Annotated in this window: 18 protein-coding genes and 1 tRNA gene; 12 read left to right on the top strand and 7 right to left on the bottom strand. The window is 70.8% G+C overall.

Annotation, left to right across the window (positions count from 1 at the left end; translation table 11 throughout):
- Positions 1-195 precede the first annotated feature (195 nt).
- Positions 196-837, top strand: a complete 642-nt coding sequence (locus BCD48_RS00215) for a sulfotransferase family protein (protein WP_071046162.1) — start codon at positions 196-198, stop codon at positions 835-837.
- Positions 838-976: 139 nt separating this feature from the next.
- Here the strand turns inward: BCD48_RS00215 and BCD48_RS56290 are convergent, their stop codons facing one another.
- Positions 977-1,255, bottom strand: coding sequence for a hypothetical protein (locus BCD48_RS56290; RefSeq protein ID WP_491677101.1), 279 nt, complete (start codon positions 1,253-1,255; stop codon positions 977-979).
- Between BCD48_RS56290 and BCD48_RS52990 the strand changes: the two genes are divergently transcribed.
- The gene (locus BCD48_RS52990; protein WP_241841399.1) at positions 1,142-1,948 is read left to right on the top strand and encodes a hypothetical protein; all 807 of its coding nucleotides are present in this window, start codon (positions 1,142-1,144) and stop codon (positions 1,946-1,948) included. The genes BCD48_RS56290 and BCD48_RS52990 overlap by 114 nt on opposite strands.
- 175 nt (positions 1,949-2,123) lie before the next feature.
- Here BCD48_RS52990 and BCD48_RS45150 read toward each other — a convergent pair whose 3' ends face one another.
- The 3 genes from BCD48_RS45150 to BCD48_RS00195 all read right to left on the bottom strand — a co-directional run bounded on the left by BCD48_RS45150 (position 2,124) and on the right by BCD48_RS00195 (position 3,645).
- A complete protein-coding gene (locus BCD48_RS45150; RefSeq protein ID WP_241841407.1) occupies positions 2,124-2,708 on the bottom strand; it encodes a CHAP domain-containing protein in 585 nt (194 codons plus the stop codon).
- A 329-nt stretch (positions 2,709-3,037) separates the two neighbouring features.
- Positions 3,038-3,547: a site-specific integrase gene (locus tag BCD48_RS00200; protein ID WP_071046159.1), complete on the bottom strand. Its 510-nt coding sequence runs from the start codon at positions 3,545-3,547 to the stop codon at positions 3,038-3,040.
- Positions 3,548-3,564: 17 nt separating this feature from the next.
- A tRNA-Leu gene (locus BCD48_RS00195) sits at positions 3,565-3,645 on the bottom strand.
- Between the two features lie 560 nt (positions 3,646-4,205).
- Here BCD48_RS00195 and BCD48_RS00185 point away from each other — a divergent pair.
- From BCD48_RS00185 to BCD48_RS00160, 6 genes are all read left to right on the top strand, one after another.
- Entirely contained in the window at positions 4,206-4,880 is a 675-nt protein-coding gene (locus tag BCD48_RS00185) for a hypothetical protein (RefSeq protein WP_071046157.1), read from the top strand.
- Positions 4,881-5,824: 944 nt separating this feature from the next.
- A complete protein-coding gene (murI, locus tag BCD48_RS00180; RefSeq protein ID WP_071046156.1) occupies positions 5,825-6,817 on the top strand; it encodes a glutamate racemase in 993 nt (330 codons plus the stop codon).
- Entirely contained in the window at positions 6,814-7,560 is a 747-nt protein-coding gene (locus BCD48_RS00175) for an MBL fold metallo-hydrolase (protein WP_071046155.1), read from the top strand. Before murI ends, BCD48_RS00175 begins: the two co-directional genes overlap by 4 nt.
- A 69-nt stretch (positions 7,561-7,629) precedes the next feature.
- Positions 7,630-8,385, top strand: a complete 756-nt coding sequence (gene rph, locus BCD48_RS00170) for a ribonuclease PH (protein WP_071046154.1) — start codon at positions 7,630-7,632, stop codon at positions 8,383-8,385.
- A 128-nt stretch (positions 8,386-8,513) separates the two neighbouring features.
- Positions 8,514-9,149 carry an RdgB/HAM1 family non-canonical purine NTP pyrophosphatase gene (gene rdgB, locus BCD48_RS00165; protein WP_071046202.1) on the top strand — a complete coding sequence of 212 codons (636 nt, stop codon included), beginning with the start codon at positions 8,514-8,516 and terminating at the stop codon, positions 9,147-9,149.
- A gap of 178 nt (positions 9,150-9,327) precedes the next feature.
- Complete coding sequence (locus BCD48_RS00160) at positions 9,328-9,753, top strand: RpiB/LacA/LacB family sugar-phosphate isomerase (RefSeq protein ID WP_116271376.1); 426 nt, start codon at positions 9,328-9,330, stop codon at positions 9,751-9,753.
- 186 nt (positions 9,754-9,939) lie between these two features.
- Here BCD48_RS00160 and BCD48_RS00155 read toward each other — a convergent pair whose 3' ends face one another.
- Together BCD48_RS00155 and BCD48_RS00150 are read right to left on the bottom strand one after the other, a co-directional pair.
- On the bottom strand, positions 9,940-10,710 hold the full coding sequence (locus tag BCD48_RS00155) for a tyrosine-protein phosphatase (protein ID WP_071046153.1): 771 nt from the start codon (positions 10,708-10,710) through the stop codon (positions 9,940-9,942).
- Between the two features lie 109 nt (positions 10,711-10,819).
- On the bottom strand, positions 10,820-11,797 hold the full coding sequence (locus BCD48_RS00150) for an LbetaH domain-containing protein (protein ID WP_116271375.1): 978 nt from the start codon (positions 11,795-11,797) through the stop codon (positions 10,820-10,822).
- Between the two features lie 285 nt (positions 11,798-12,082).
- On the opposite strand from BCD48_RS00150, the gene BCD48_RS00145 reads away from it, so the two are divergent.
- Complete coding sequence (locus tag BCD48_RS00145; protein WP_071046152.1) at positions 12,083-13,054, top strand: NAD-dependent epimerase/dehydratase family protein; 972 nt, start codon at positions 12,083-12,085, stop codon at positions 13,052-13,054.
- A gap of 384 nt (positions 13,055-13,438) precedes the next feature.
- On the opposite strand, the gene BCD48_RS00140 is transcribed toward BCD48_RS00145, so the two are convergent.
- A complete protein-coding gene (locus BCD48_RS00140; protein WP_071046200.1) occupies positions 13,439-15,400 on the bottom strand; it encodes a nucleoside-diphosphate sugar epimerase/dehydratase in 1,962 nt (653 codons plus the stop codon).
- 500 nt (positions 15,401-15,900) lie between these two features.
- Between BCD48_RS00140 and BCD48_RS00135 the strand changes: the two genes are divergently transcribed.
- The 3 genes from BCD48_RS00135 to BCD48_RS50970 all read left to right on the top strand — a co-directional run bounded on the left by BCD48_RS00135 (position 15,901) and on the right by BCD48_RS50970 (position 20,664).
- Positions 15,901-17,034, top strand: coding sequence for a CpsD/CapB family tyrosine-protein kinase (locus tag BCD48_RS00135; protein WP_157910399.1), 1,134 nt, complete (start codon positions 15,901-15,903; stop codon positions 17,032-17,034).
- Complete coding sequence (locus tag BCD48_RS00130) at positions 17,031-19,313, top strand: DUF4012 domain-containing protein (protein WP_116271374.1); 2,283 nt, start codon at positions 17,031-17,033, stop codon at positions 19,311-19,313. Before BCD48_RS00135 ends, BCD48_RS00130 begins: the two co-directional genes overlap by 4 nt.
- Before the next feature lie 97 nt (positions 19,314-19,410).
- The gene (locus tag BCD48_RS50970) at positions 19,411-20,664 is read left to right on the top strand and encodes a hypothetical protein (protein WP_071046150.1); all 1,254 of its coding nucleotides are present in this window, start codon (positions 19,411-19,413) and stop codon (positions 20,662-20,664) included.
- The last annotated feature ends 330 nt before the right edge of the window (positions 20,665-20,994 follow it).

Below are 20,994 nucleotides of genomic sequence, written 5' to 3'. Positions count from 1 at the left end.
TCGGCGCTCCCCGCGTTTCACCGTAATTCCGGTGAGGAATGTGGTGTTGTGGCGGCGGAGGACGCTACCACGTCTCTGGTCGCTGTCGGACATTGAGGCGTGACAAGGCGCTCTTCGTCCTGGCCGGGAGGGTTCATGCTGACCCGGCTGGCGGCCTCGATAGCGTTGCCTCATCGCAACCTTCCGAGGAGGGACATGGTCGACATCGTCGGCGCGGGCTTCGGGCGCACCGGAACTCGCTCACTCAAGGCCGCCCTTGAGCAGCTCGGCTTCGGCCCCTGCCATCACGGCTCTGAGGTGTTCAAGCGGCGCGATACCGTTTTCGACTGGCTGGACGCGGTCGAGGGCAAACCCGTCGACTGGGACTCCGTATACACCGGTTACAGGTCGACCGTCGACTGGCCCGGCGCCCGGTTCTGGCGGGAGCTCGCCGCCCACAACTCCGCCTCCAAGGTAATTCTTTCGGTACGTGACCCGGAGAAGTGGTACGAGAGCATGAACAACACGCTCTTCCGGGCGATCCAGAACGCCCCGGCAACCCTGCCGCCGGAGGTCGAGCCGCTGGTCAGGCTGCTCAACAAGGTGATCTGGGACGGCGTCTTCGAGGGACGCTTCGCCGACAAGGACCACGCCCTGCGGGTCTACGAGGAGCACGTCGCCAAGGTGACGCGCGAGATCCCGGCGGACCGCCTGCTGGTCTTCAACGTCACCGAGGGCTGGGAGCCGCTCTGCATTTTCCTAGGCGTGCCAGTGCCCGCGGAGCCGTTCCCCCGCCTCAACGACCGAGGCGCCTTCGCCACGCTGCAGCAGGCCCGTAGGGCCGGGGCCTCCGCCTAGATCCGACGCCGCTACACCGCGGCCCGACAACCGAGACCCAAAACCTAACCGATGAAGATCGACAGCCGGTGAAGATCGACCGTCCACCTCGGGCGCGCCCGTCTCACTGGAGGACGGATGGGCCCGTCGATCAGCTGGCTCAGCCAGTGCGACGTCGACCTCGGCGAGCGCGCCAGCGATCCGGTCGTGTTCCTCTTGGAGCAGTTGGCAGGTGACTTCGTCGAGTGCGAGGGTCCGCTTCTGGTGAGTCCTGGCCTTGTGGAGCTGCCGTTGCAGAGCTTCCGGCAGGCCCCCTCAGCCGCGCGTGCATGGTCTCGAGAGCGCGGGTGCGGATCTCGCGCACCGTCTTCTTGCCGATCGTCGGCACGATGTTGCGCCGGGCGTAGCCGGCGTACGTGTGCCTGGTCGTCGGCGCGATATCCGCGGTCGCGAGGTACTCCTCGACCAGGCGCTCGACGGTGGCGTTCCGCTCGGGTCGTCGGCCAGCACCTGCCTTGGCGAGCAGGCGTGCCCGCGCGGCGGCGACGTCTTCGGAGCGTTTGACGGTCTCCTTGAGGTAGATCGGCTTGCCGGTCACGTCGTCCCGGCCGGCGAACACGACGACCCGCAGCGAGCCGCTGGGGAGCCGTTCGACATGCCCTCGGTGGACACAGCGTCGTCGGTGCGGTCCTTGGCCATGCGCGGGTGGCAGCTGATCCAGAGGCCCATATTCCACGACGTATTCCACGTGGATCTTCACCGGCCACCGCTGCGACCCACGCTGCGCGTAAAAAGCCTGGTAGATAAGCTGGTGCACCTCCTTGGCCGCTACTTGAACCGGCCAGAGTGGCTCCACGACCTCCGAACCACCTGGTCCGTGGTGTCTGCCGGCGACGATCAAACGGACGCTCCGGGGCTTGCCGGCCTCACGGGGTCCGGCCAAGTGCCTCGACGGCACGCGATCGTTGACCGGCTCCCGGCCTCGGACATCGAGTCCCTGATCAGCGTGTACTTGGCGGGCGCCACTGCCCGCGGCTTGGCCGAGCGATACTCGATCAGCCAGACGGCCGTAAAGGCGCTGCTGCGCAAGCGCGGCGTCCGCCGAGATCGGCGGTCATCTGAACATTCATGACTGGCATAAGCCCGGCCGCCTCCCTGGTGGCTCCCTGCCCGCCGCCTGCGGCGTGAGCACTGTGTTCATTAGTTCGCTCATTGTTCTCGTGCCCGTGGTCAGGCTGGCCGCGGCGGGAGTTTGGCGCTGTCATACACAGGGGCTACAGGTCGGGTAGGGCGAGGTCCGCCTGGCTTTAGTGGAGCAATCCCGGCAGTAGTTGGCCGAGAATGTCCGTAAACGGGACAAGGGAGGACGGCAGGTCCTTCCCGTTGTCAGGGGCGACCTGCTGGCCTGCCGGCGCCGAACTTCCGAAGTGGATGAAGTTGTCGGGCCAGGCCGCCGTTCCAGTCTGGATGCGGACGCGGCCAGTCCAGTTGTCCTGGTACACGTCCTCGGTTACCTCGATGTATGACGCGGTGACGACTTCGACGTACGCGACGTGCCCGTTCAGCCCACCGTTCCACTGTGCCACGGATCCAACGCTCGGTGTCTGGTTGACTGAGGTCCCGGCCGAGGCTGCTTGAACTGCCCATAGGTTGGCGTTAGTGTGCCACCCAGGGTCGGGAAAACCGTTCTGGGCGAGCCGGTATGCGACATACAGGGTGCAATTGTGATAACCGTAGGCGTTACTGCTCGCTGCGCCGGCGCCGTATCTCTCTCCCGGCCATCCCGTACTTTTGCCAGCGTATCCGCCGGCTGTGCAGGAATAGTCGGCGGCCGGCCCGCAGAGCTGGGTTACCCCGGGTACACCCTTGACCGGCAGGGTCTTCGCTGTCATCGCTGGCGCGGCCGATGCCGGTAGGGCACCCAGGCCGAATGTCGCGGCGATCGCAGTGGCAACGAACAGCGCGGTCAATACTAGTAGTTGACTCCGACAAAATCGGGACACGGTCATCCCCTGAATTCTGACCTGATGTAATGATCGGCCTGCAACGATGCGGTGCCGAACCCCCGGCGGGAGTGCCTGAAGCCTGCCTCAGGAGATGCAAGAATGCATCCCCGGGCTGGACCAAACGCGGAGGGCTGGTATCCAGCCGGACTCTTGTGGTCAGATGGCGCCAGGGCCCAGGACATCCGGAGTGTTCAGGATCTGTCCATTTTGAGTTCCTAAAGGAAGCCAGTCGACCAGCTGCTTGACGGTGGCGGGACTGTGGCAGCGCGGCGGTCGGCTTCGGTGGTGCGGTGGGCGTAGACGCGCAGCGTGGCGCCGCCGCTGCCATGGCCGAGGAGGCCCGCCGTGGTGCGGAGGTCGACGCCGGCGTACATGTGGCGCGTGGTCGGCTCAATGTCGGCCGTCGCCAAGTACTCGGCGACAAGGTGCTTGACCGTCGCTGCGTTCTCGGGCCGCTTTCCGGCCTCGGCGCTCGCCAGTAGCCGCTGCTTGGCCGGCTCAACGGTCTCCGCGCGCTTGACGGTCTCCTTCAGGTAGACCTCTTTGCCGGTCAGCGGGTCGACTCCGGCGTACGCCCGGATGCGGAACGAGCTACTAGGCAGGCGCTCTACGTAACCCTCTGGGCATGCACGAAGGGTAATGATCCAGAACCGGCCGGTCCGCGAAGCCAGTCCGTGCCGTGCCTGATCGCAGCCAGCGCGACGCTTGCTGCCTCGCCACAACACCTGCTAGCCAGGCTGTGTGCGGGAGGGGGGACTTGAACCCCCACGCCCTAGGGCGGCAGATCCTAAGTCTGCTGCGTCTGCCATTCCGCCACTCCCGCGTCCCTCTAGCGTATCGATCGGCGGGAGGCCGGCGGGTGGGTCCGGTAGGCGCGGTGGCGCGCGACGCTCCTGGCCACTCGATGGTGGACGAATCGGTTGCGTTGGGTGTTTCTATGTATGCGTAGAGCGAGATTGGTGGCTTCGCAGTAGTCCCAACGTGACGCGACACGCTGCAGGATGCAACGAGACTGGCAACGTGCGCGTCAGATGGCGTCAGAAGGGATGGGAGCGCCCGCCCGGCGGGACGTCGAAGGACCGCACGACTGGTAACACCGCGCCGGCGACCGCCGGCGCGGCGAACGGCGGCAGGCATCAACCGTGGTTCCTGCCGGACCGGTGGCAGGGGCCCTGCCGATCGGCGACAGGGTTCCTCCGGATCGGCGACAGGGTTCCGACCGGATCGGCGAAGCTGATCTGGTAGATCGCCGGTCTGGCGGGTCGGCGATCCGGCGATCCGGGATGCCCGCGGTCCGGCAGGTTCGCGGCGCCGGAGGCGTGACAGGCTCACCCCCGCTTCCGGCGTTTCCTGCCGCGGCGGACCCCAGAGGGGAGGCATCCGGTGAGGCGAGCTGGCGGGCTTGTCGACGGCGAGCTGATTGACATCCTTTTCCCGGGGCGCTGGGTGGTCGGGGCCGAACTCGACGGCCGGGCCGTGGACGCGGTGTTCCGCCTGGACGCCGCCGAGCACGAGCGGCGCGTCCGGTTCGGACTGGGCGCCATGAGTTACCCGCGACTACTGCGCCGGCTCGCCGGGATGCCCGCGGGGGTGCTCGTCGAGGACCCGGGCGTGCTGGCCGAGACCAGCCTGCTGCCGGACGGCGTGGTCGCGTGGTCGTCGGACGGGGTCAGCCGGCTCGTCGAGCCTCCGCTGACCCTGGATGCGGTCGTCGTGCCCGCCCCCGGGATGGCACAGACCCGGCACGTCCGGGTTGCCGAGCGCTTCGCGCCGTATGCCAGGCGCTGGGTGGTCGGCGGCGATTCGCGGTTCGATCCCGCGGTGTTCGTCGCCGCGTCGGTCCATGGTGTCGGCCTGGCTGGCCGCCGGCCCGACGTGGATGTCGTCGCTGTGGCGGCGCCGCCGGCCGGGCGGGCCAGGCCGGGGCACGCGTGGCTGCTCGCCGAGCAGGTCTACGGCGCCTGGCTGGCCGCCGGTGCGCGCGCCGGACGTGCGCGCACCCCGGACGTCGCCACGGACGTGGGCGAGACGCCCGCCGGGCTGATCTCGGCCGGCTGATCCGTCGATCGCCGAGGGCTGGTGCCACCTCAGGCAAGGTTGGCCCGGTGGCATCGCCGCGCCGTGAGCTTGATCAGCGGTTCTGTACTCGGATCCGAATGGGCCCGAGGGCGGAGTTCGGATCCGAGTACAGTCCTGGCGATCTTCCGCGCCGAGGCGGGCGAACGTTGCCGGGGGCGGCACCAGGCATGGGCCGGCCGGATGCGACCCCGTCGAAATCGCCGAATTGATAGCACGACGTGCCCATGTGGCCCATTCGGGCGGTGGAAGCGTTCCCGTCACGGGCGAGCGCCGGCCGATGGGCGTCGCGTCGCCTGAGCGCCAGCGTCACGCCATCGGGCGACAAGGCACCGAAGAGGGCCGGACTGGGATGAACCAGGATGGAGGGATGCGACTGGGGTGCCACGGTCCGGGGACGGATGGATCGGCCCGGACACCTCAGTCGCGTCCTCAACCTACCTGCTCGATAGCTGATAGTCACTGATCGATTACAGGTTGTTTCCAGGTTACACCCTGAGGTCGGTCGTTGCCGGACGACACACTGTTTGGTCGTCATATCGCCGCTGAAGCGCCCATCCGTGCTGTTCTTGCCCCATGGGCCGTGGGTGCGGGACGTCACCCGAGCGGGCCTGGAGCCCATGTGGTGTGCCGCACATGGCGACCTGTGCGCCGATGTCGCGGCGAACCGCGGCCGAGCCGGCTCGCGCCCCCCGCGAGCCGGCCTGAACGGTGGCCTTGGCGGAGCGACCCTGACAGGACGGCCCTGGCAGAGCGGCCCTGACAGAGTGGGTCTCGTATGCGGCGTGCGCACCATCACGGGCGGTGCATAGCGGGCAAGATCGGGACACTTCTGGACGTCCCACCCGGAGATCCACGGTCCGCCAATGCTCGGGTGATGACACCCACAGAGTGATCCCCAGTTTTCCGGCTTAGTCTTTGCCTTCATGAGCGACGCGCCGATAGGGGTGTTCGACAGCGGCGTAGGCGGTCTGACGGTGGCCCGGGCCATCCTCGACCAGTTGCCGCATGAGTCGCTCCTGTATCTCGGCGACACCGCGCACGCCCCGTATGAGCCGCGGCCGGTTACGGACATCCGGGACCTCGCGCTCGACGCGATGGACGCGCTCGTCGCCGAGGGCGTGAAACTCCTCGTGATCGCGTGTGCCACGGCCAGCGCGGCCTGCCTGCGCGACGCTCGCGAGCGCTACGACGTGCCGGTGGTGGAGGTTGTCCTACCGGCCGCCAGGCGCGCGGTCGCGGCGACTCGCACCGGGCGCGTCGGGGTGATCGGCACCGTCGCGAGCATCACCAGCCGCGCCTATGACGCCGCCGTCGCCGCGACCGCGACCGCGACCGCGACGGCGAGCGTGACGCTCACGAGCGTGGCGTGCCCGGTGTTCGTTGACTTCGCCGAACGCGGTACGACGACCGGCCGGCAGTTGTTCGGCTTCACCGAGGCATACCTGGCGCCGTTGCAGGATGTCGACGTCGACGCCCTAATCCTCGGATGTACCCATTATCCGTTGCTGACCGGGGTTATCGGCCTCGTGATGGGGGAAGGGGTGACGCTGGTGAGCAGTGCTGAGGAGACCGCGAAGGACACCTACCGGGTTCTGGCCCGGGGCGGGCTGTTCCGCGATCCTGATCTGCCCCCACCCGTCCATCGGTTCTTGGCCACTGGCGATCCGCGCTCCTTCACCCGGGTCGGCCGCCGATTCCTCGGCCCCGAACTCGCCGCCGTCCTGCCTGCGTATCCGGCTGGTAACCCTCAGGTCGTGCCCGCCGGTGGTATTCCGGCTCCGCGCGCCAGTAGTGCCAGCACCGCTGGCGCGCGGGCCCCCTTGCCCCTGAGCATGGCGGGGAGCGCGGAGGAACCGGACGGGAGCGGCGACATGACGACGGCGGTCCTCGCGACGGCGGAGGCGGTGCGCCGGTGAAACTGACCATCCTCGGCTGCTCTGGTACCTATCCGGGCCCGACCTCCGCATGCTCGTCCTACCTTGTCGAGTCCGACGGGTTCCGCCTGGTTCTCGACGCGGGCAACGGGTCACTCGGAGAGCTCCAGCGGCACTGTGACCTGCGCGACGTCGATGCCGTCCTGCTCAGCCACCTGCATGGCGACCACTGCCTCGACCTCGTCGTGCAGAGCTACGCGCGCCGCTACCACCCGCAGGGCATGCCGCCCAAGCTGCCGGTCTACGGGCCGATCAACACCCGGGAGCGGCTGTGCGGCGCCTTCGAGCGATGGCCAGAGGACTCCCTGGCCGATATCTACGACTTCCAGACGATCGGCCCGGGCCGGGTGCACATCGGACCGTTCCTCGTCGATCTGGCCCGCGTCGCCCACCCCGTGGAGGCCTACGGCGTGCGGATCAGCGCGGACGACAAGGTGCTGACCTACTCCGGCGACACCGGCCCGTGCGAGAAGCTGGTCCGTCTCGCCAGGGACAGCGACCTGTTCCTGTGTGAGGCCGCCTTCCTCGACCATGAGGACAACCCGCCCGACCTGCACCTGACCGGCCGCGAGGCCGGCCTGCACGCCGAAGCGGCCGGCGTCGGCCAGCTGGTCGTCACCCACCTGGTTCCCTGGGGCGACGCCGCCCGCAGCGAGGCGGAGGCCACCGCCGCCTACAGCGGCAAGACCACCGTGGCCGCCCCCGGCGCCTCGTACGAGATCTGACGGCGGCCCGACGGGCGCCGGGTCCCCGGCTGGCCAGTCCGTGGGGAAGGGCTGGATAAGGTCCGGGACGTGACCAGACATGACGGCAGAGCCGCCGACCAGCTCCGGGACGTGACGATTCTTCGCGGTTGGCAGGAGCACGCGGAGGGATCCGCGCTTATCTCGGCGGGCAGGACGCGGGTGCTGTGCGCCGCCTCGGTGACCGAGGGGGTGCCGCGCTGGCGCAAGGGCAGCGGCCTGGGCTGGGTGACGGCCGAGTACTCGATGCTGCCGCGGGCGACGAACACCCGCAACGACCGCGAGTCGGTCCGCGGCAGGATCGGCGGGCGCACCCACGAGATCTCGCGGCTCATCGGTCGCAGCCTGCGCGCCTGCATCGACCTCAAGCAGCTCGGCGAGAACACGATCGCGATCGACTGCGACGTGCTGCTCGCCGACGGCGGTACCCGCACCGCCGCGATCACCGGTGCGTACGTCGCGCTCGTCGACGCCTGCGGCTGGCTCGGCCGGTCGAAGGCGATCATCGACGGAGTGAGCGCGATCAGCGTCGGCGTCGTCGGCGGTGTCCCCATGCTTGACCTGGCCTACGTCGAGGACTCGGCCGCCGACACGGACATGAACGTCGTCTGCACCCACGGCGGCGCGTTCGTCGAGGTCCAGGGCACCGCCGAGGGCGCCGTCTTCGACCGTGCCGCCCTCGACGCACTGCTCGACCTCGCCGTCGCCGGCTGTACGCGGCTCGCGCAGCGGCAGAACGACGTGCTCGCCGGCCCGCTCCCCGCCGGCCCGCCGCCGCGCTCCGCGAGCCTCGGGGGTGGCCGGTGAGTCGAACCTCCCGGATCGGCTCCCGGACCTCCCAGATCGGCTCCGCAAGCTCCGCCGATCCGGCAGGAACCCCGAGCTCCGCCGATCCGGCAGGAACCCCGGATCCGGCAGGAACCCCGGCCCCGGGCATACCCGCGCGAGTCGTGCTCGCCAGCCGCAACGACGCGAAGCTCGCCGAGCTGGACCGGATCCTCGCCGCGAGCGAGGTGCCCGTCGAGCTGGTACCGCTGCCGCCGGGGCCGGAGGTCCCCGAGACCGGCCGGACGTTCGCCGAGAACGCGTTGATCAAGGCCAGGGACGCCGTGGCGACGACGGGGCTGCCGGCCGTCGCCGACGACTCGGGGCTCGCTGTCGACGAACTGAACGGCATGCCCGGCGTCCGCTCCGCCCGCTGGGCGGGCAGCCCGCCCGGCACCGGCCGGCTCGCGCGCGACGAGGCGAACAACGCGTTGCTGCTCGCCCAGCTCGACGACGTCCCGGGAGAGCGGCGCGGCGCCGCGTTCGTCTGCGCCGCCGCGTTCGTGAGCCCCGACGGCCGCGAGCACGTCGTCCACGGCGAGCTGCGCGGCCGGCTGCTCACCGCCGGGCGTGGTGAGAACGGCTTCGGCTACGACCCGCTGTTCATCCCCGATGGTGAGACCCGGACCAGCGCCGAGCTCACCGCCGCCGAGAAGGACGCGATCAGTCACCGCGGCCAGGCTTTCCGCGCCCTCGCCGCCGCTCTGCCGTCGCTTCTCGGAATTCAGGGTGCCCGCCCGGACTGAAGTCGTTCGATGGCGCTCCCGCGTCGCCAGGCAAAGGCGGCGGGATGCGGAGTGGTAGGCGGGTGGTAACATTGTGCGACGAAACAGGCGTCGACGTCGCTGGGCGGCGCTGTTTTCACCGGGTGGCTTCACGTCGCCGGGTTGGTGGGCCGGGTAGTGGAAAGGTGCGGCAGAACTGGTGACTGCCGAGAAGATCAAGGTAATTTTTGGCGCGGATGACACCAACGAGTGCGTGACGACCGTGACGGACTATCTCGAGGCGAACTTCGAGACGAGGATCGTCGACCTGACGAGCTGGCCGGAGCTTTCCGAGGCCGTCGCCAGGGGCGTCGCTGACGGTGAGTACCGCTTCGGCGTCCTCATGTGCTGGACGGGCACGGGCACCGCGATCTCGGCGAACAAGGTCCCCGGGGTCCGTGCCGCGCAGGCGTGGGAGCCCTGGATCGCCAGGAACGCCCGCCTCTGGAACGACGCCAACGTGCTCACGATGAGCCTGAAGAGAACCGCGCCGGACGTCGCCGTCGACTGCCTGAAGGCGTTCTTCGCCGTGGACGGCCCGGACCCCGAAGAGATCCCTCAGATAGACAAGATCCGCGACCGGTAACCCGCGCCCCGTGTGCGCTCGACGAGCCCCTGTGCGGCAGGCAAGGCCCGCCCGGGAAATCTCGCCGCGAGCCCGGCGAGGAGTGCCGCTTCAGACCTGCTTCCCCGCCCCTGTCCTACCGCATGACGCGGCGTCGGCGTCGGCGTGTGCGGGCATCGGCGTTCTGCGCCATGCGGTAGGACGCGGCTAGAAGATGTCGGTGGTCACCAGGCGCTGGCGCAGGAAGGCGAGCGACTCCTCCGGGACGCCGGCGTGGAGCGCCCATGCCTCGGCGCTGCCCCAGTGGGAGTCGACGCCGTCGAGGAAGCCGGCCATCACCTCGGCGCGGACGCGGAGCTGGTCGGCCTCCGACCTCGTCTGGATACCGCGTTTGTAGGACGGCAGCTGGGAGAGCCGGGTTTCGATCAGATGAATGCGCTCGTTGGTGGCGACATAGTCGGCGATGATCGCGTCGCGTTCGACGCCGGCGATGGTGAGCACGAGGGCGGCCAGCACACCGGTGCGGTCCTTGCCCGCGGCGCAGTGGAACAACGTCGGGCCGCTGGTCGCGTCGCAGATCAGGCGGACCGCGGCCGCGACCGCGTCGCCGGCCAGGCGAACATAGTCGAGGTAGTGCGCGACCCGGTCGTCGCTGGTGCGGGTGCGCACGAGCGCGTCGTAGGTGGGGTCGTCCGGCATTACCCAGCGCGTGGTGAGAAACGACAGGTTGTGATATCCGACCGGCTCGAACTCGAGCAGGCCGCGGCCCTCGCGCGCGGCCTCCTCGACGGCGCGCAGGTCGAGGATCGTGCCCAGGCCGAACTCGTCGCGCAGCCGGGCGACGCCCACGGCGGTCAGGTGCTGGAGGGTGTCGCTGCGCAGCAGGACACCGTAGCGGGTCTGGCCGCCATCCACGGTGGGCAGCCCACCCAGATCGCGGACATTGTCGCAACCATCGAGCTCGTACCAGCGATCCACTCGTTCGATGCTAGTCGGCCGCCCGTGCCCGGCGCCCGGATTGCTCCGCCCGCGCGATCCCGTGCGCCCGTGTGCACATCTGACCGTTCCTTGCCGGTTTAGGGCCGGTTTAGGCGATCTCGACCTGCTCGGTTAGGCCGGTGCGGTGCTCATCGGCCGGCAGACGTCGAGGCGGTGGCCAGGCCGGGGTGCGCAGGTCATCCGGCGGCAGGCCCGCGAGGGCGGCGGCGTCCGCGGCCTCGGTGCAGCCGGCGCCGAGCGCGGCCGGCCCGGTGGCGGCGATCGGCCGGGCGGGTACGCCCGCGACGACGAGGTCGGGCAGGACGTCGTCGACGACGACGGCCCCCGCGCCGACGACCGCGCCGGCACCGACGCGGCGCATCCGTACGACCGTCGCCTGGCTGCCGATCCACGCCTGGGCGCCGATCTCGACCTCACCGGAGACGCGGGCCCCGGGGGCTAGCGTCGCGTAGTCACGCAGCCGGCAGTCGTATGCGACGCTCGCGGCGACGTCGAGCAGCACGTGCCGGCCGGTCGCGACGTTCGTCGTGATGCTGACGAGCGCGCAGACCACCGTGCCGGGGCCGAGCTTCACATCGCCGCCGACCGCGGCCCGCGGGTGCACCAGCGTCGCGGGCCGGCGGCCCAGGGCGCTCGCGTAGCGGTCGATCCGGGCGCGCGCGCCCGGAGAGGCGACGCCGATGAGGTAGTCGGCGTCGAGATCCGCCAGCAGGTCCAGCCCGCCGAGCAGGCGCGTGCCGCGCCGGGCCAGCAGGTCCTCGTCCGTCCGTCGCCGCCGCTGGCCACCCCCGCGGTCCGCGGGCGGGAGCGGCTCGCCGGGTGCCAGCCGCTCGTCGAGCGAGACGGACGCCTCGAGGTTGGCGAACGGGCCGGTGGCGCCCGGGCCGGTGGTTGCCAGCGGGTCGGCGGGACGGTCGCCGGTCGGCACGGTGGCGTCGCCCGAACCGCGACCGCGCGGCTCCTCGGCCAGGAAACCCAGGAACTGGTAGGCGGGCTGGTCGGGCGAGGCGGCGTTGACGGCTTCGACCACGTCGAGGAGCTCGCGGCCGTAACCGCCGGTCCCCACGATGACTAGTTGCCGACGGTGGCGGCTTGTTGGCACAAGGTGACCGTAGAGCGCCTCGCTAGCGAGTTCAACGGGGCGCCGCGCTCCTGCCGGCTCCGTGGGCACGGAACTGGCCGCCCAGGTGGGCGGATCGCCCTGTCGACGTCTGGTGTCGGGGCGGCGCACGCCCCGGCCGGAGCGGTCGTCGCTAATTGTGTCGTGTCAACTCTCGATGGTGATCGTAGATTGGGAGGGTGGCAAGCATACTACCGATGGCATCTACCTGACTCCGAAGGGTGATGAACGATGAAGGTCGTGGTGACCGGCGGAGCCGGGTTTCTCGGATCGCATCTGACCAGGGCGTTGCTCTCGGCTGGCTGCGATGTGCTCGTCGTCGACGACCTGAGCACCGGAGCGGTGTCCAACCTCTCCGGGCTGCCGGTGAAGCTCGTCGTCGGCAGTGTCACCGATCGGGCCATGCTCGAGGAGGCGGCCGCCGGCGCGGACAGCATCGTCCACCTGGCCGCCAGGCCTTCCGTCGAGCGCTCGCTGCTCGACCCGCTGGCCAGCCACGACGTGAACGTCACCGGCACGCTCACCGTGCTCGACGTCGCCCAGCGGGCGGAGGCGCACGTCATCGTCACCTCGTCGGGCTCCGTCTACGGCGACGCCGGGCCGCTGCCCTGCCGGGAGGACGGAGCCGTCGCCCCGCGCAGCCCGTACGCGGCGAGCAAGCTCGCCGCCGAGGCCTACGCGCTCGGTTACCAGTCGAGTTTCGGGCTGCCGGTGCTGGTGGCACGCCTGTTCACAGTCTTCGGACCGTTTCAGTCGGTCGGGCACGCCTACTCCGCGGTCATCCCGTCGTTCATCGACGCGGCGCTGTCCGGCCGTCCGCTGACCGTGTTCGGCGACGGGCGCCAGACCCGCGACATCGGCTACGTCGAGCCGATCGCGGCGATGCTCGCCGACGCGACCACCCGCCGGCTCGCCCACCCGCGGCCGGTGAACCTCGCGTTCGGCAACCGGGTGGACCTGCTCACCATGGTCGCCCAGCTGGAGGAGATCGTCGGCTACACGCTGCCAGTCGCCTTCGGACCGGCGCGTGCCGGCGACGTCCGCGACCTTCAGGCCGACGTGGCGACCGCCAGGGCGCTGTTCCCGCACGCGGCCGGCGTCGACCTCGCGACCGCGCTGGACGCCACCGTGGCCTGGTACGCCGCCCGCGGCGGCCATCGCGTCGCCCCCCAGGCCCCCCCGCCCGTCCGAGGCAGGGCCTGAGGCGTGCGGGCGCTGGACGCGCCGCCCTGCCTGTCGGACGCTGAGCGGCGTGCGGGCGCTGGACGCGCCGCCCTGCCTGTCGGACGCTGAGCGTCCTCTCTGCGTGGTGCTGGGTACAGGTGTATGGCCGTGGCTGGTGTGGTGTCGGGCTGAGGACGTGGCTGGTTTGGCGCTGCGCTAGTGGCGCCGTCACGTTCGGTGGCTGATATGCGTGTGTTGCTCCCGTGTGACCGGGGCTTACGGCGCGGGGTGGCGGATCGGACGCTGAGCGTTCTCCCTGTGTGGTGCTGGGTACAGGCGGCTGGTTGGCGCTGCGCTAGTGGCGCCGTCACTTTCTGTGGCTGATATGCGTGTGTTGCACCCGCGTGACCGGGATTTACCGGGTTACCGGCGCGGGGTGGCGGAGTCGGGGCTGGTGGGCTGGTGGGGGATGCGGGTGAGGCCGGCGGTGACGGCCGCGAGGTCGCCATCGCGGCCGAGCTCCCGCAGGGCGTCGCGGACCTTCTCGTCGTCGGCCCACGGGTCCAGCTCGACGGCGAGGCCCGGATCCAGCGGCGGCACCGGGACCTCGGAGATCAGCGGATGGCGCGGACGGTCGTCGGTCTCGCTGATGCCGAACAGTGCCTCATGCAGCTTCTCGCCGACGCCGAGCCCGGTGTAGACGATATCGATCTTCTGGCTGCCTGGCCTGTCCTCGGCGCGGGCGGCGAGCCGGTGTGCCACGTCGTCGATCCGTACCGGCTCACCCATGTCGAGCACCAGCACGTCACCGCTGGAACCGAGCGCGCCCGCCTGCAGGACCAGCTCCACGGCCTCCTGCACGGTCATGAAGTATCTGGTGACATCGGGGTCGGTGACGGTGAGCGGTCCGCCGGCGGCCAGCTGGCTGGCGAAGATGGTCAGTACCGAGCCATTGCTGCCCAGGACGTTGCCGAACCGCACGCTCACGTAGGGAACGCCGCGCTCGGCGGCGACGTGCGCGGTGAGCCGCTCGGTGATCCGCTTCGAATAGCCGAGCACGCTGCTCGGGTCGGCCGCCTTGTCGGTGGAGATGTTGACGAGCCGCTCGACCCCGCTGGCGACCGCCGCCTCCAGGATCGACAGCGTGCCCCAGACGTTGGTCTTCACCGACTCGCCGGGGAAGCGCTCCAGCAGCGGCAGGTGCTTGAGCGCCGCCGCGTGGAAGACGACCTCTGGGCGCCGCTCGGTGAACAGCGTGGTGATCATGTCGACGTCGCGGATGTCGCCGAGCACGACGCAGTCGTCATCCAGGCCGGTGTGGCCATAGATCGAGAGCTGGACGGCGCGCAGCGCCGACTCGTCGCGGTCCAGCATGATTATCTCGGCCGGCCGGTAGGCGTGCAGCTGGCGGCACAGTTCCGAGCCGATCGACCCGCCGGCTCCGGTGACCAGCACCCGCCGGCCGGTCAGGTAGCCGGCGGCGACGGCGATGTCGGTGTGGATCTGGCGGCGGCCCAGCAGGTCGGCGATGTCGATCTCGCGGATGTCGCCGACGCCGACGTTGCCGCCGAGCAGGTCGGCGACCCGCGGGAGCACCTTGACCGCGAGCCCCGCCTCCTCCGCGAGCCCGGTGACCTCCCGCAGCAGCGCGGCATCGGCGCTGGGGATCGCCACGAGCAGCGTCGCGGCGCCGGTCGCCCTCGCGACGGCCTCGATCTGGTCCCGGCCGCCGCGGACGCGCACTCCGTGTAGCTGCAGGTTCCAGCAGCGTGGGTCGTCGTCGAGCAGTGCCACCGGGTAGTAGGGGCTGTCGGGAGTACGCAGCATCGCGGCCAGCACCTGCTCGGCGCCCTCACCCGCGCCGAAGACGATCAGCGCCTGCGCGCCCTCGGGAGCGGGGCGCAGCAGCCGCTCCTCGGTCAGCCGGCAGAGATAGCGCACGCCGAACATGATCGAGAGGGTGACCGTGCCGCCGAGCGGCGGCACCGACAGTGGCAGCGGCCTGGGCTGCCCGAACGCGAACACCGCGATCTCGATACCGATGACGGTCAGGGTCACCGAAGTGAGGATGCTCAGCACCTCCTCGAACCCGCCGAACCGGTAGCGGCCGAGATAGAGATGCAGCGCGGTGCCGAGGAAGTGCAGCAGGCAGACGGCCAGCAGCACGATCACCCAGAACCCGGGATCGCGCAGCGTGTCGACGTCGAAGTTGAACCGCCCGGTCTGCGCGGCGGCGAGTCCCGCGACCAGCGCGAGGCTGTCGAAGGTGATCTGGAGACCGACCCGCTGGCGTAGCTCGAGGCGCGACACGAGGCGCGACACGCGGCGCCCGACGGCCGCCGTCCACAACCGGCCACGCACGCCTTCTACTCTACGTCTCCACATGACGCCATAGAGTAAGCGCATCCGAAGGTCGATTCGGTGCTACGGATCGGCGGCATGCGTGGGCGTGGCGAGTCGTACAGAGGTCCCGCCTGGTAGCGCGACGAGGCGGGGCGCCGCGGCCGGCGTGTCCTGGGCGCCAGTCCTGGTCTGGCCCCGGCGGAACAACGAGACGGCGCGGGAAGGTGAGCGGACGCGTGGAACTACCGGATCTGGGACCGCGGAACTCCAAGCTCCGGGCCTCGCAACCACGGGACCTGGAACCACGGGACCTGGAAGCACGGGACCTGGAAGCACGGGCCGCGAAGCCGCGAGGCTTGGAAGCTGGGGTTCCGGAACCGCGGAGCCTGAATCGGCTGCCCGCGGACCCACGGCCCGCGGACCCGCGGAGTCTGGACCCGCGAATCCAGGGTCCGCGAATCCAGGGGCCGCGGATCCCGCGGCTGCTGGAATGGGCGTGCGCCGGGCAGCGCGGCTGGCTCCTCGCTCTCGGCTGTGCGGCGTTGGGTGGGCTGCTCTCCGCGGCGGCCGTCTGGCGGCCGGTGCGTGTCGTCGCGTTCGGCGTCCTGATCGGCCTCGTGGCCGGCGGCGCGGTGGCGCTGGGACGCCGGCTGCGCGACATCCCGCGCGATCGGGCACGCGCCGGTGAGCGAGACGTCGTCCGGATCACCGGCGCGCCGGTGCTGGGGTCCGTCGCTCATGAGCCCGACGCGGCCAGGCGCCCGCTGGTCGTGTACGGGAGCCCGCGGTCGCCGCGCGCCGAGGCGTTCCGCCGGCTGCGCGCCACCCTGCCCTTCCTGCACGTGGACGGCCCGCCGCGTGCGGTCGTCGTCACCAGCGCCGTCGCGGCCGAGGGCAGGTCCACCACCTGCTGCAACCTGGCGATCACGGCGGCGTATGGCGGAGCGCGGGTCTGCCTGGTCGAGGCCGACCTGTGTCAGCCCTCGTTCGCCGGCTACCTCGGCGTCGAGTCGTCGCCAGGGCTCACCTCCGTGCTCATCGGCGCCGCCGAGCTGGATGCCGCGGCCCGGCCATGGGGCGCGGGCCGGGTCGGCGACGGCTGGCTCGACGTGCTGCCGAGCGGGCCGATACCGCCGAACCCGAGCGGGCTGCTGGCCTCGCGCGGTATGGCGGACCTCCTGGAGAGGCTGACCAGCCGCTACGACCTCGTGGTCGTCGACGCGCCGCCGCTGCTGTCGGAGGCCGGCGCGGCGGTTCTCGCCAGCAGAGCCGGCGGCGCGCTGCTGGTCGCCCGGGCCGGGCACACTCGGGGTGCCCAGCTGCGAGGCGCCACGGCGGCGTTGGCGGCAGCTGGCGGCCAGGTGCTCGGGACGGTGCTGACCATGGTCCCGGCCGCCGGGCCGGCAGGCGTTGGCGCGTCCCGGCGCCTCGGTCTCTCTCGCGGTGACGCGGCTGGCCGCCGCCGGTGGCCCCATGTCGCGCTGCCCGCGCGTCCGGTGCGCCCAGCCGCCGATCCCTCCAGCCGGGGCGAACCCGCCACCGCGCTGGCCGGACGTCCGGCTGGCGCGGCGCGGGCGGGCGACGAGCCGGTCAGCCTCACCGCGATCGCCGAGCAGCGGGCAGCCGTGCCCGACCAGCTCGTGCCCGACCGGCTCGCGCCCGCAGTCGACGCATGACCGCCGACGAGGAGCGAGCCGCTCCAGGCACCTCGGCGCCGACGGCCGACGAGGGCGCGGTAGCGGGCGAGGGCGTGGTGGCTGGCGAGGTCACCGTACCGGCTCAGGTCTCGCGGGCCGACGTGACGTCGCGGCGCGGCTCGTCCCAGGCACGGAAGGTGTCCTCGGAGCCCACCGCGACGCGGGCCGGCGCACCCGGCGTACCCCAAGCCGTGCCCACCGAGTCGGCCGCGATCGAAGCCACCACGCCGGTCGGCACCGACGACGCGACCGCATCCGTACCGGAGAACGCGGCGGTCAACCCGGTCCCAGGGCCCGAGCCGGCCGCCGGGACCGAACCGGCCGGCGGGACCGAAGCGGCTCGGGCCGAGGGCGCCGGAGCGGAGGAGGGGGCGGGTGAGTCCGGCCGGCGTGGTGGCGTGCCACTGGCCGTGGTCGGCCGGGTGGCACGGTGGCCGCGGCGGTTCGTGCGCCGGCCGAGCCGGCGGGCGCTGCTGGTCGGTGCCTGTGTCCTCGGGCCGGTGCTCGCGCTGGTCGGCTGGATCGGTGTGCGCGGCCTGCTCGCCCACTCGGAGCTGAACGGCGCACGGGCCGACATCACCCGGCTGCAACAGCGGCTGCTCGCCGGCGACGTGCCCGCGCCCGCCGACCTCGCGGCCGAGATACGTCGGATCAGCGACCGGACCCACTCGGCGGCCGGCCTCACCGGGGACCCGGTGTGGTCCGCCGCCACGCACCTCCCCGGTGTCGGCTGTTCGCTGCGGTCGGCCCACTCCCTGACCGTCGCGGTCGACGGCGTGGCGGGCGGCGGGCTGCCCGCCATCGCCCAGGCCGCCGACACGCTCAACCCTGCGTCGCTGCGGTCGGGCCTGACGATCAATCTGGCGGCGCTCGCCCGTGGCAAGGAGCCGGTCGCCGCGGCCGCGGTGGCCGTCGAGAGGTTCCGCGGGGCGCTCGCCGCCGTCCCGGACTGCGGCTGGCTCGGCCGGCGGTTGGGGCTCGCGCCCGCCCGCGCCACCGCGGCCAGCCAGGCCACCCGGCTTGCAGGCTCGCTCGCCGGCCTGAAGCTTGCCACCGAGATCGGGCCGCCGATGCTGGGCGCGGGCGGTGAGACGCGCCACTACCTGCTGATCGTGCAGAACCCCGCCGAGTCCCGGGCCAATGGCGGCATCATCGGCGGGTTCGGTGTGCTGACCGCGCGCAACGGCGAACTCAGCCTCGATGACATATCGGGGAACGGGAAGCTGCCGCAGCTGCCCCCCGACTCGAAGCCGCGGGCCGATCCGCGGCTGCCGGCCGACCTTGCCGCCAGATATGGGCCTTACCAGCCGACCGATATCTGGGCGAACGCCAACCTCACGCCCGACTACCCGACGGCCGGCCGTTTCTACTCCGACCTCTACAAGAGGACCACGGGTATCGACGTCGACGGCACCGTCAGCATCGATCCCACGGCCCTGTCCTACCTGCTCGCGGCGACCACGCCGGCCGTCATGCCGGACGGACGGGTGATCAAGGCGAGCGACCTGGTCAGGCTGGTGGAGTCGGACGCCTACGCGCTCATCAGCGACACCAACGAGCGCGACCAGTTTTTCGCCGATGTTGGCAAGTCCGTCTACCGCGCGGTGACGTCGGGCGTCGGTAGCACGCCGAAGCTGCTCGACGCGCTCGGCCGAGCTGCCGGCGAAGGCCGGCTGCTGGTGTCAACCAACCACGCCGATGAACAGAGCATTCTTTCCACCACTCCGCTCGGCGGAGCGCTGCCGAGCGCGCCCGGGCCTTTCCTGGCGGTGGTCACCCAGAATGCGGCGGCCAGCAAGCTGGACTACTGGATGCGCCGCGCCGTCGGTTACCGGATGGACCCGGCGCCGGGCGGCGGCGGGGTCGCGACGATCGCCGTGCAGCTGCTGAACGATGCCCCGGACGGCCTGCCCGAGTACGTACGCTACCGCCTCGATCTCGGCGGGCCCGGCGGAAACCAGGACGCGCAGAACCAGGTCTGGCTGTCGGTCTACACGGGCGTCGGCAGCCGCCTGATCGGCGCCACGCTGGATGGCAAGCAGGCCGTACTCACCAACGAGACCGAGCGTGGCCACTCCATCGTGTCGGTGTTCCTGCCGCTGGACCGGGGCCGACCGCGGACGCTCCTGCTACAGGTCTGGGAGCCGGTTGCCGGCCCCGCGCTCACTGTGCGTACCCAGCCGCTGGTGACGCCGGCGGCTCTCGCCGTGGTCGGACTACCCGTTCACGCGCCATGGTCGCTCACTGTAGGGAAGTGACTCCTTAGGGTTCTGGACACTGACGGTCACGCTAAGTAGCCTCCGCGTAGTCAATCGTCTGGCTTCTTGCACTGATCACCCCTTGGGGAGTGCCTCGATGAAACTCCGCTCGCTAGGCGTCGCGCTGCTCGCAAGCTGCGGGCTCGCGTTCGTCGCACTACCGGCGACCGCCGTCCTGGCGGTCGACGACGCTCCACCGCTCAGCGGCCCGGCCACCAACGACCCTTCGGTCACCCCCTTGGCGGTCGATGACCGGCCGCTGTTCGACGACAAGCAAGGCCTGTTCGACGACAAGCAAGGCCTGTTCGACGACAAGCGGGACCTGTTCGACGACAAGCGGCACAACGACCCGTACCCCCCGTCCAAAAAGTGCGGCGGCATCTCCGGCTCGCTTCAGGTGAGCCAGACCGTGATCGAAAGGGGCGAGCAGCTCTTCTTCGCGGGCTGTGGCTTCGTGACCGGAGCGCAGATCAGCATCAGCATCAACGGGGTTTCCGCGGTCCCGCCGACGGTGGTCGCGGACGGCGGTGGCTACATCAGCGGCCAGCTGACCCTGAGCACTCCCGGCAGGAGCACGATCGCCGCGACCGGGCCTGGCTTCCCGGCGGCCGGCATCCTCGGTGACGAGGAGCTCGACCCGCTGCTCAAGGACCAGCTTGCCGCGGAGGACAAGACCCCGCTGTCCGCCGCGCCGATCAACCGGACCCTGACGGCCACGGTCCTCGTGATCGGTCCTGGCGGTCCTGGCGGTCCTCATGGTCCTGGCGGTCCTGGCGGTCCCGGCGGCCCCGGCGGCCCCGATGGCTCCTGGGATCCCTGGGGCCCTGGTGACTTCGACGGCGCGTCAGGCGTGAGCGATGACGGGATCGGCGGCACCTTCAGGGACGACAAGGGCAACGTCACCACGATCAACGGCATCCCCTTCCCGATTCCGATCCCGATCGGCGGTTTCGACGACAAGAGGGACTGCTTCAGGGACGGCAAGGACGGCAAGGACGGCATCAACAAGGACGGCAGGACCACGCTGGCGGACGGCGTCGACAACAAGGACCGCAGGGACAACGGCCTGTTCGACGATAAGAACAGGAACTGCGGTGTCGGCGGTGTCGGCGGCGTCGGCGGCGTCGGCGGTGTCGGCGGTGTCGGCGGTGTCGGCGGTGTCGGCGGCGTCGGCGGCGTCGGAGGTGGCGGCGCCGGCGGCGCGACCCCGGCCGGCGGTGCACTGCCGTTCACCGGTGTCGAGACCGGGGCCATGGCCTCCATCGCCTTCGCCCTCCTCGGCGGCGGTCTGCTGCTGCGGGTCGCGGCCCGGCGGCGGCGCAACACCCTCGGCGCGAACACCGAGAGCTGACAGCACCACCAGTAACACCAACTGGTAACAAGCCAACGGTGGAAGCGGTGCCGCCTCAGCCTCGCTGAGGCGGCATCTCACCGGCCCAAAGCGGCTGGTGGCGAGCTGGTCGAAGGACCAGTCGGCGATACCGGAGGCACACCAGGCACAGAACGGGCCGCTCCCAGCACCAGGGAGCGGCCCGTTCCTTGTTCCCATGAACTGGTCCCGTTCAGACGGGCCAACAGCTCTACCTACCAAGCAGCGCCGTCGGGCTCACCTCGCCCCGGCGACCCGTCGGCGCAACCCGGCCACCGAAGGCGACAGCGCATCGGCGCAGCGTCAACATAA

It is taken from the genome of Pseudofrankia coriaricola (genome assembly GCF_001854805.1).
Classification (GTDB): Bacteria; Actinomycetota; Actinomycetes; order Frankiales; family Frankiaceae; genus Pseudofrankia.
Note: the sequence above shows the minus strand (reverse complement) of the source record. Positions and strands in the feature narration are given on the sequence as shown.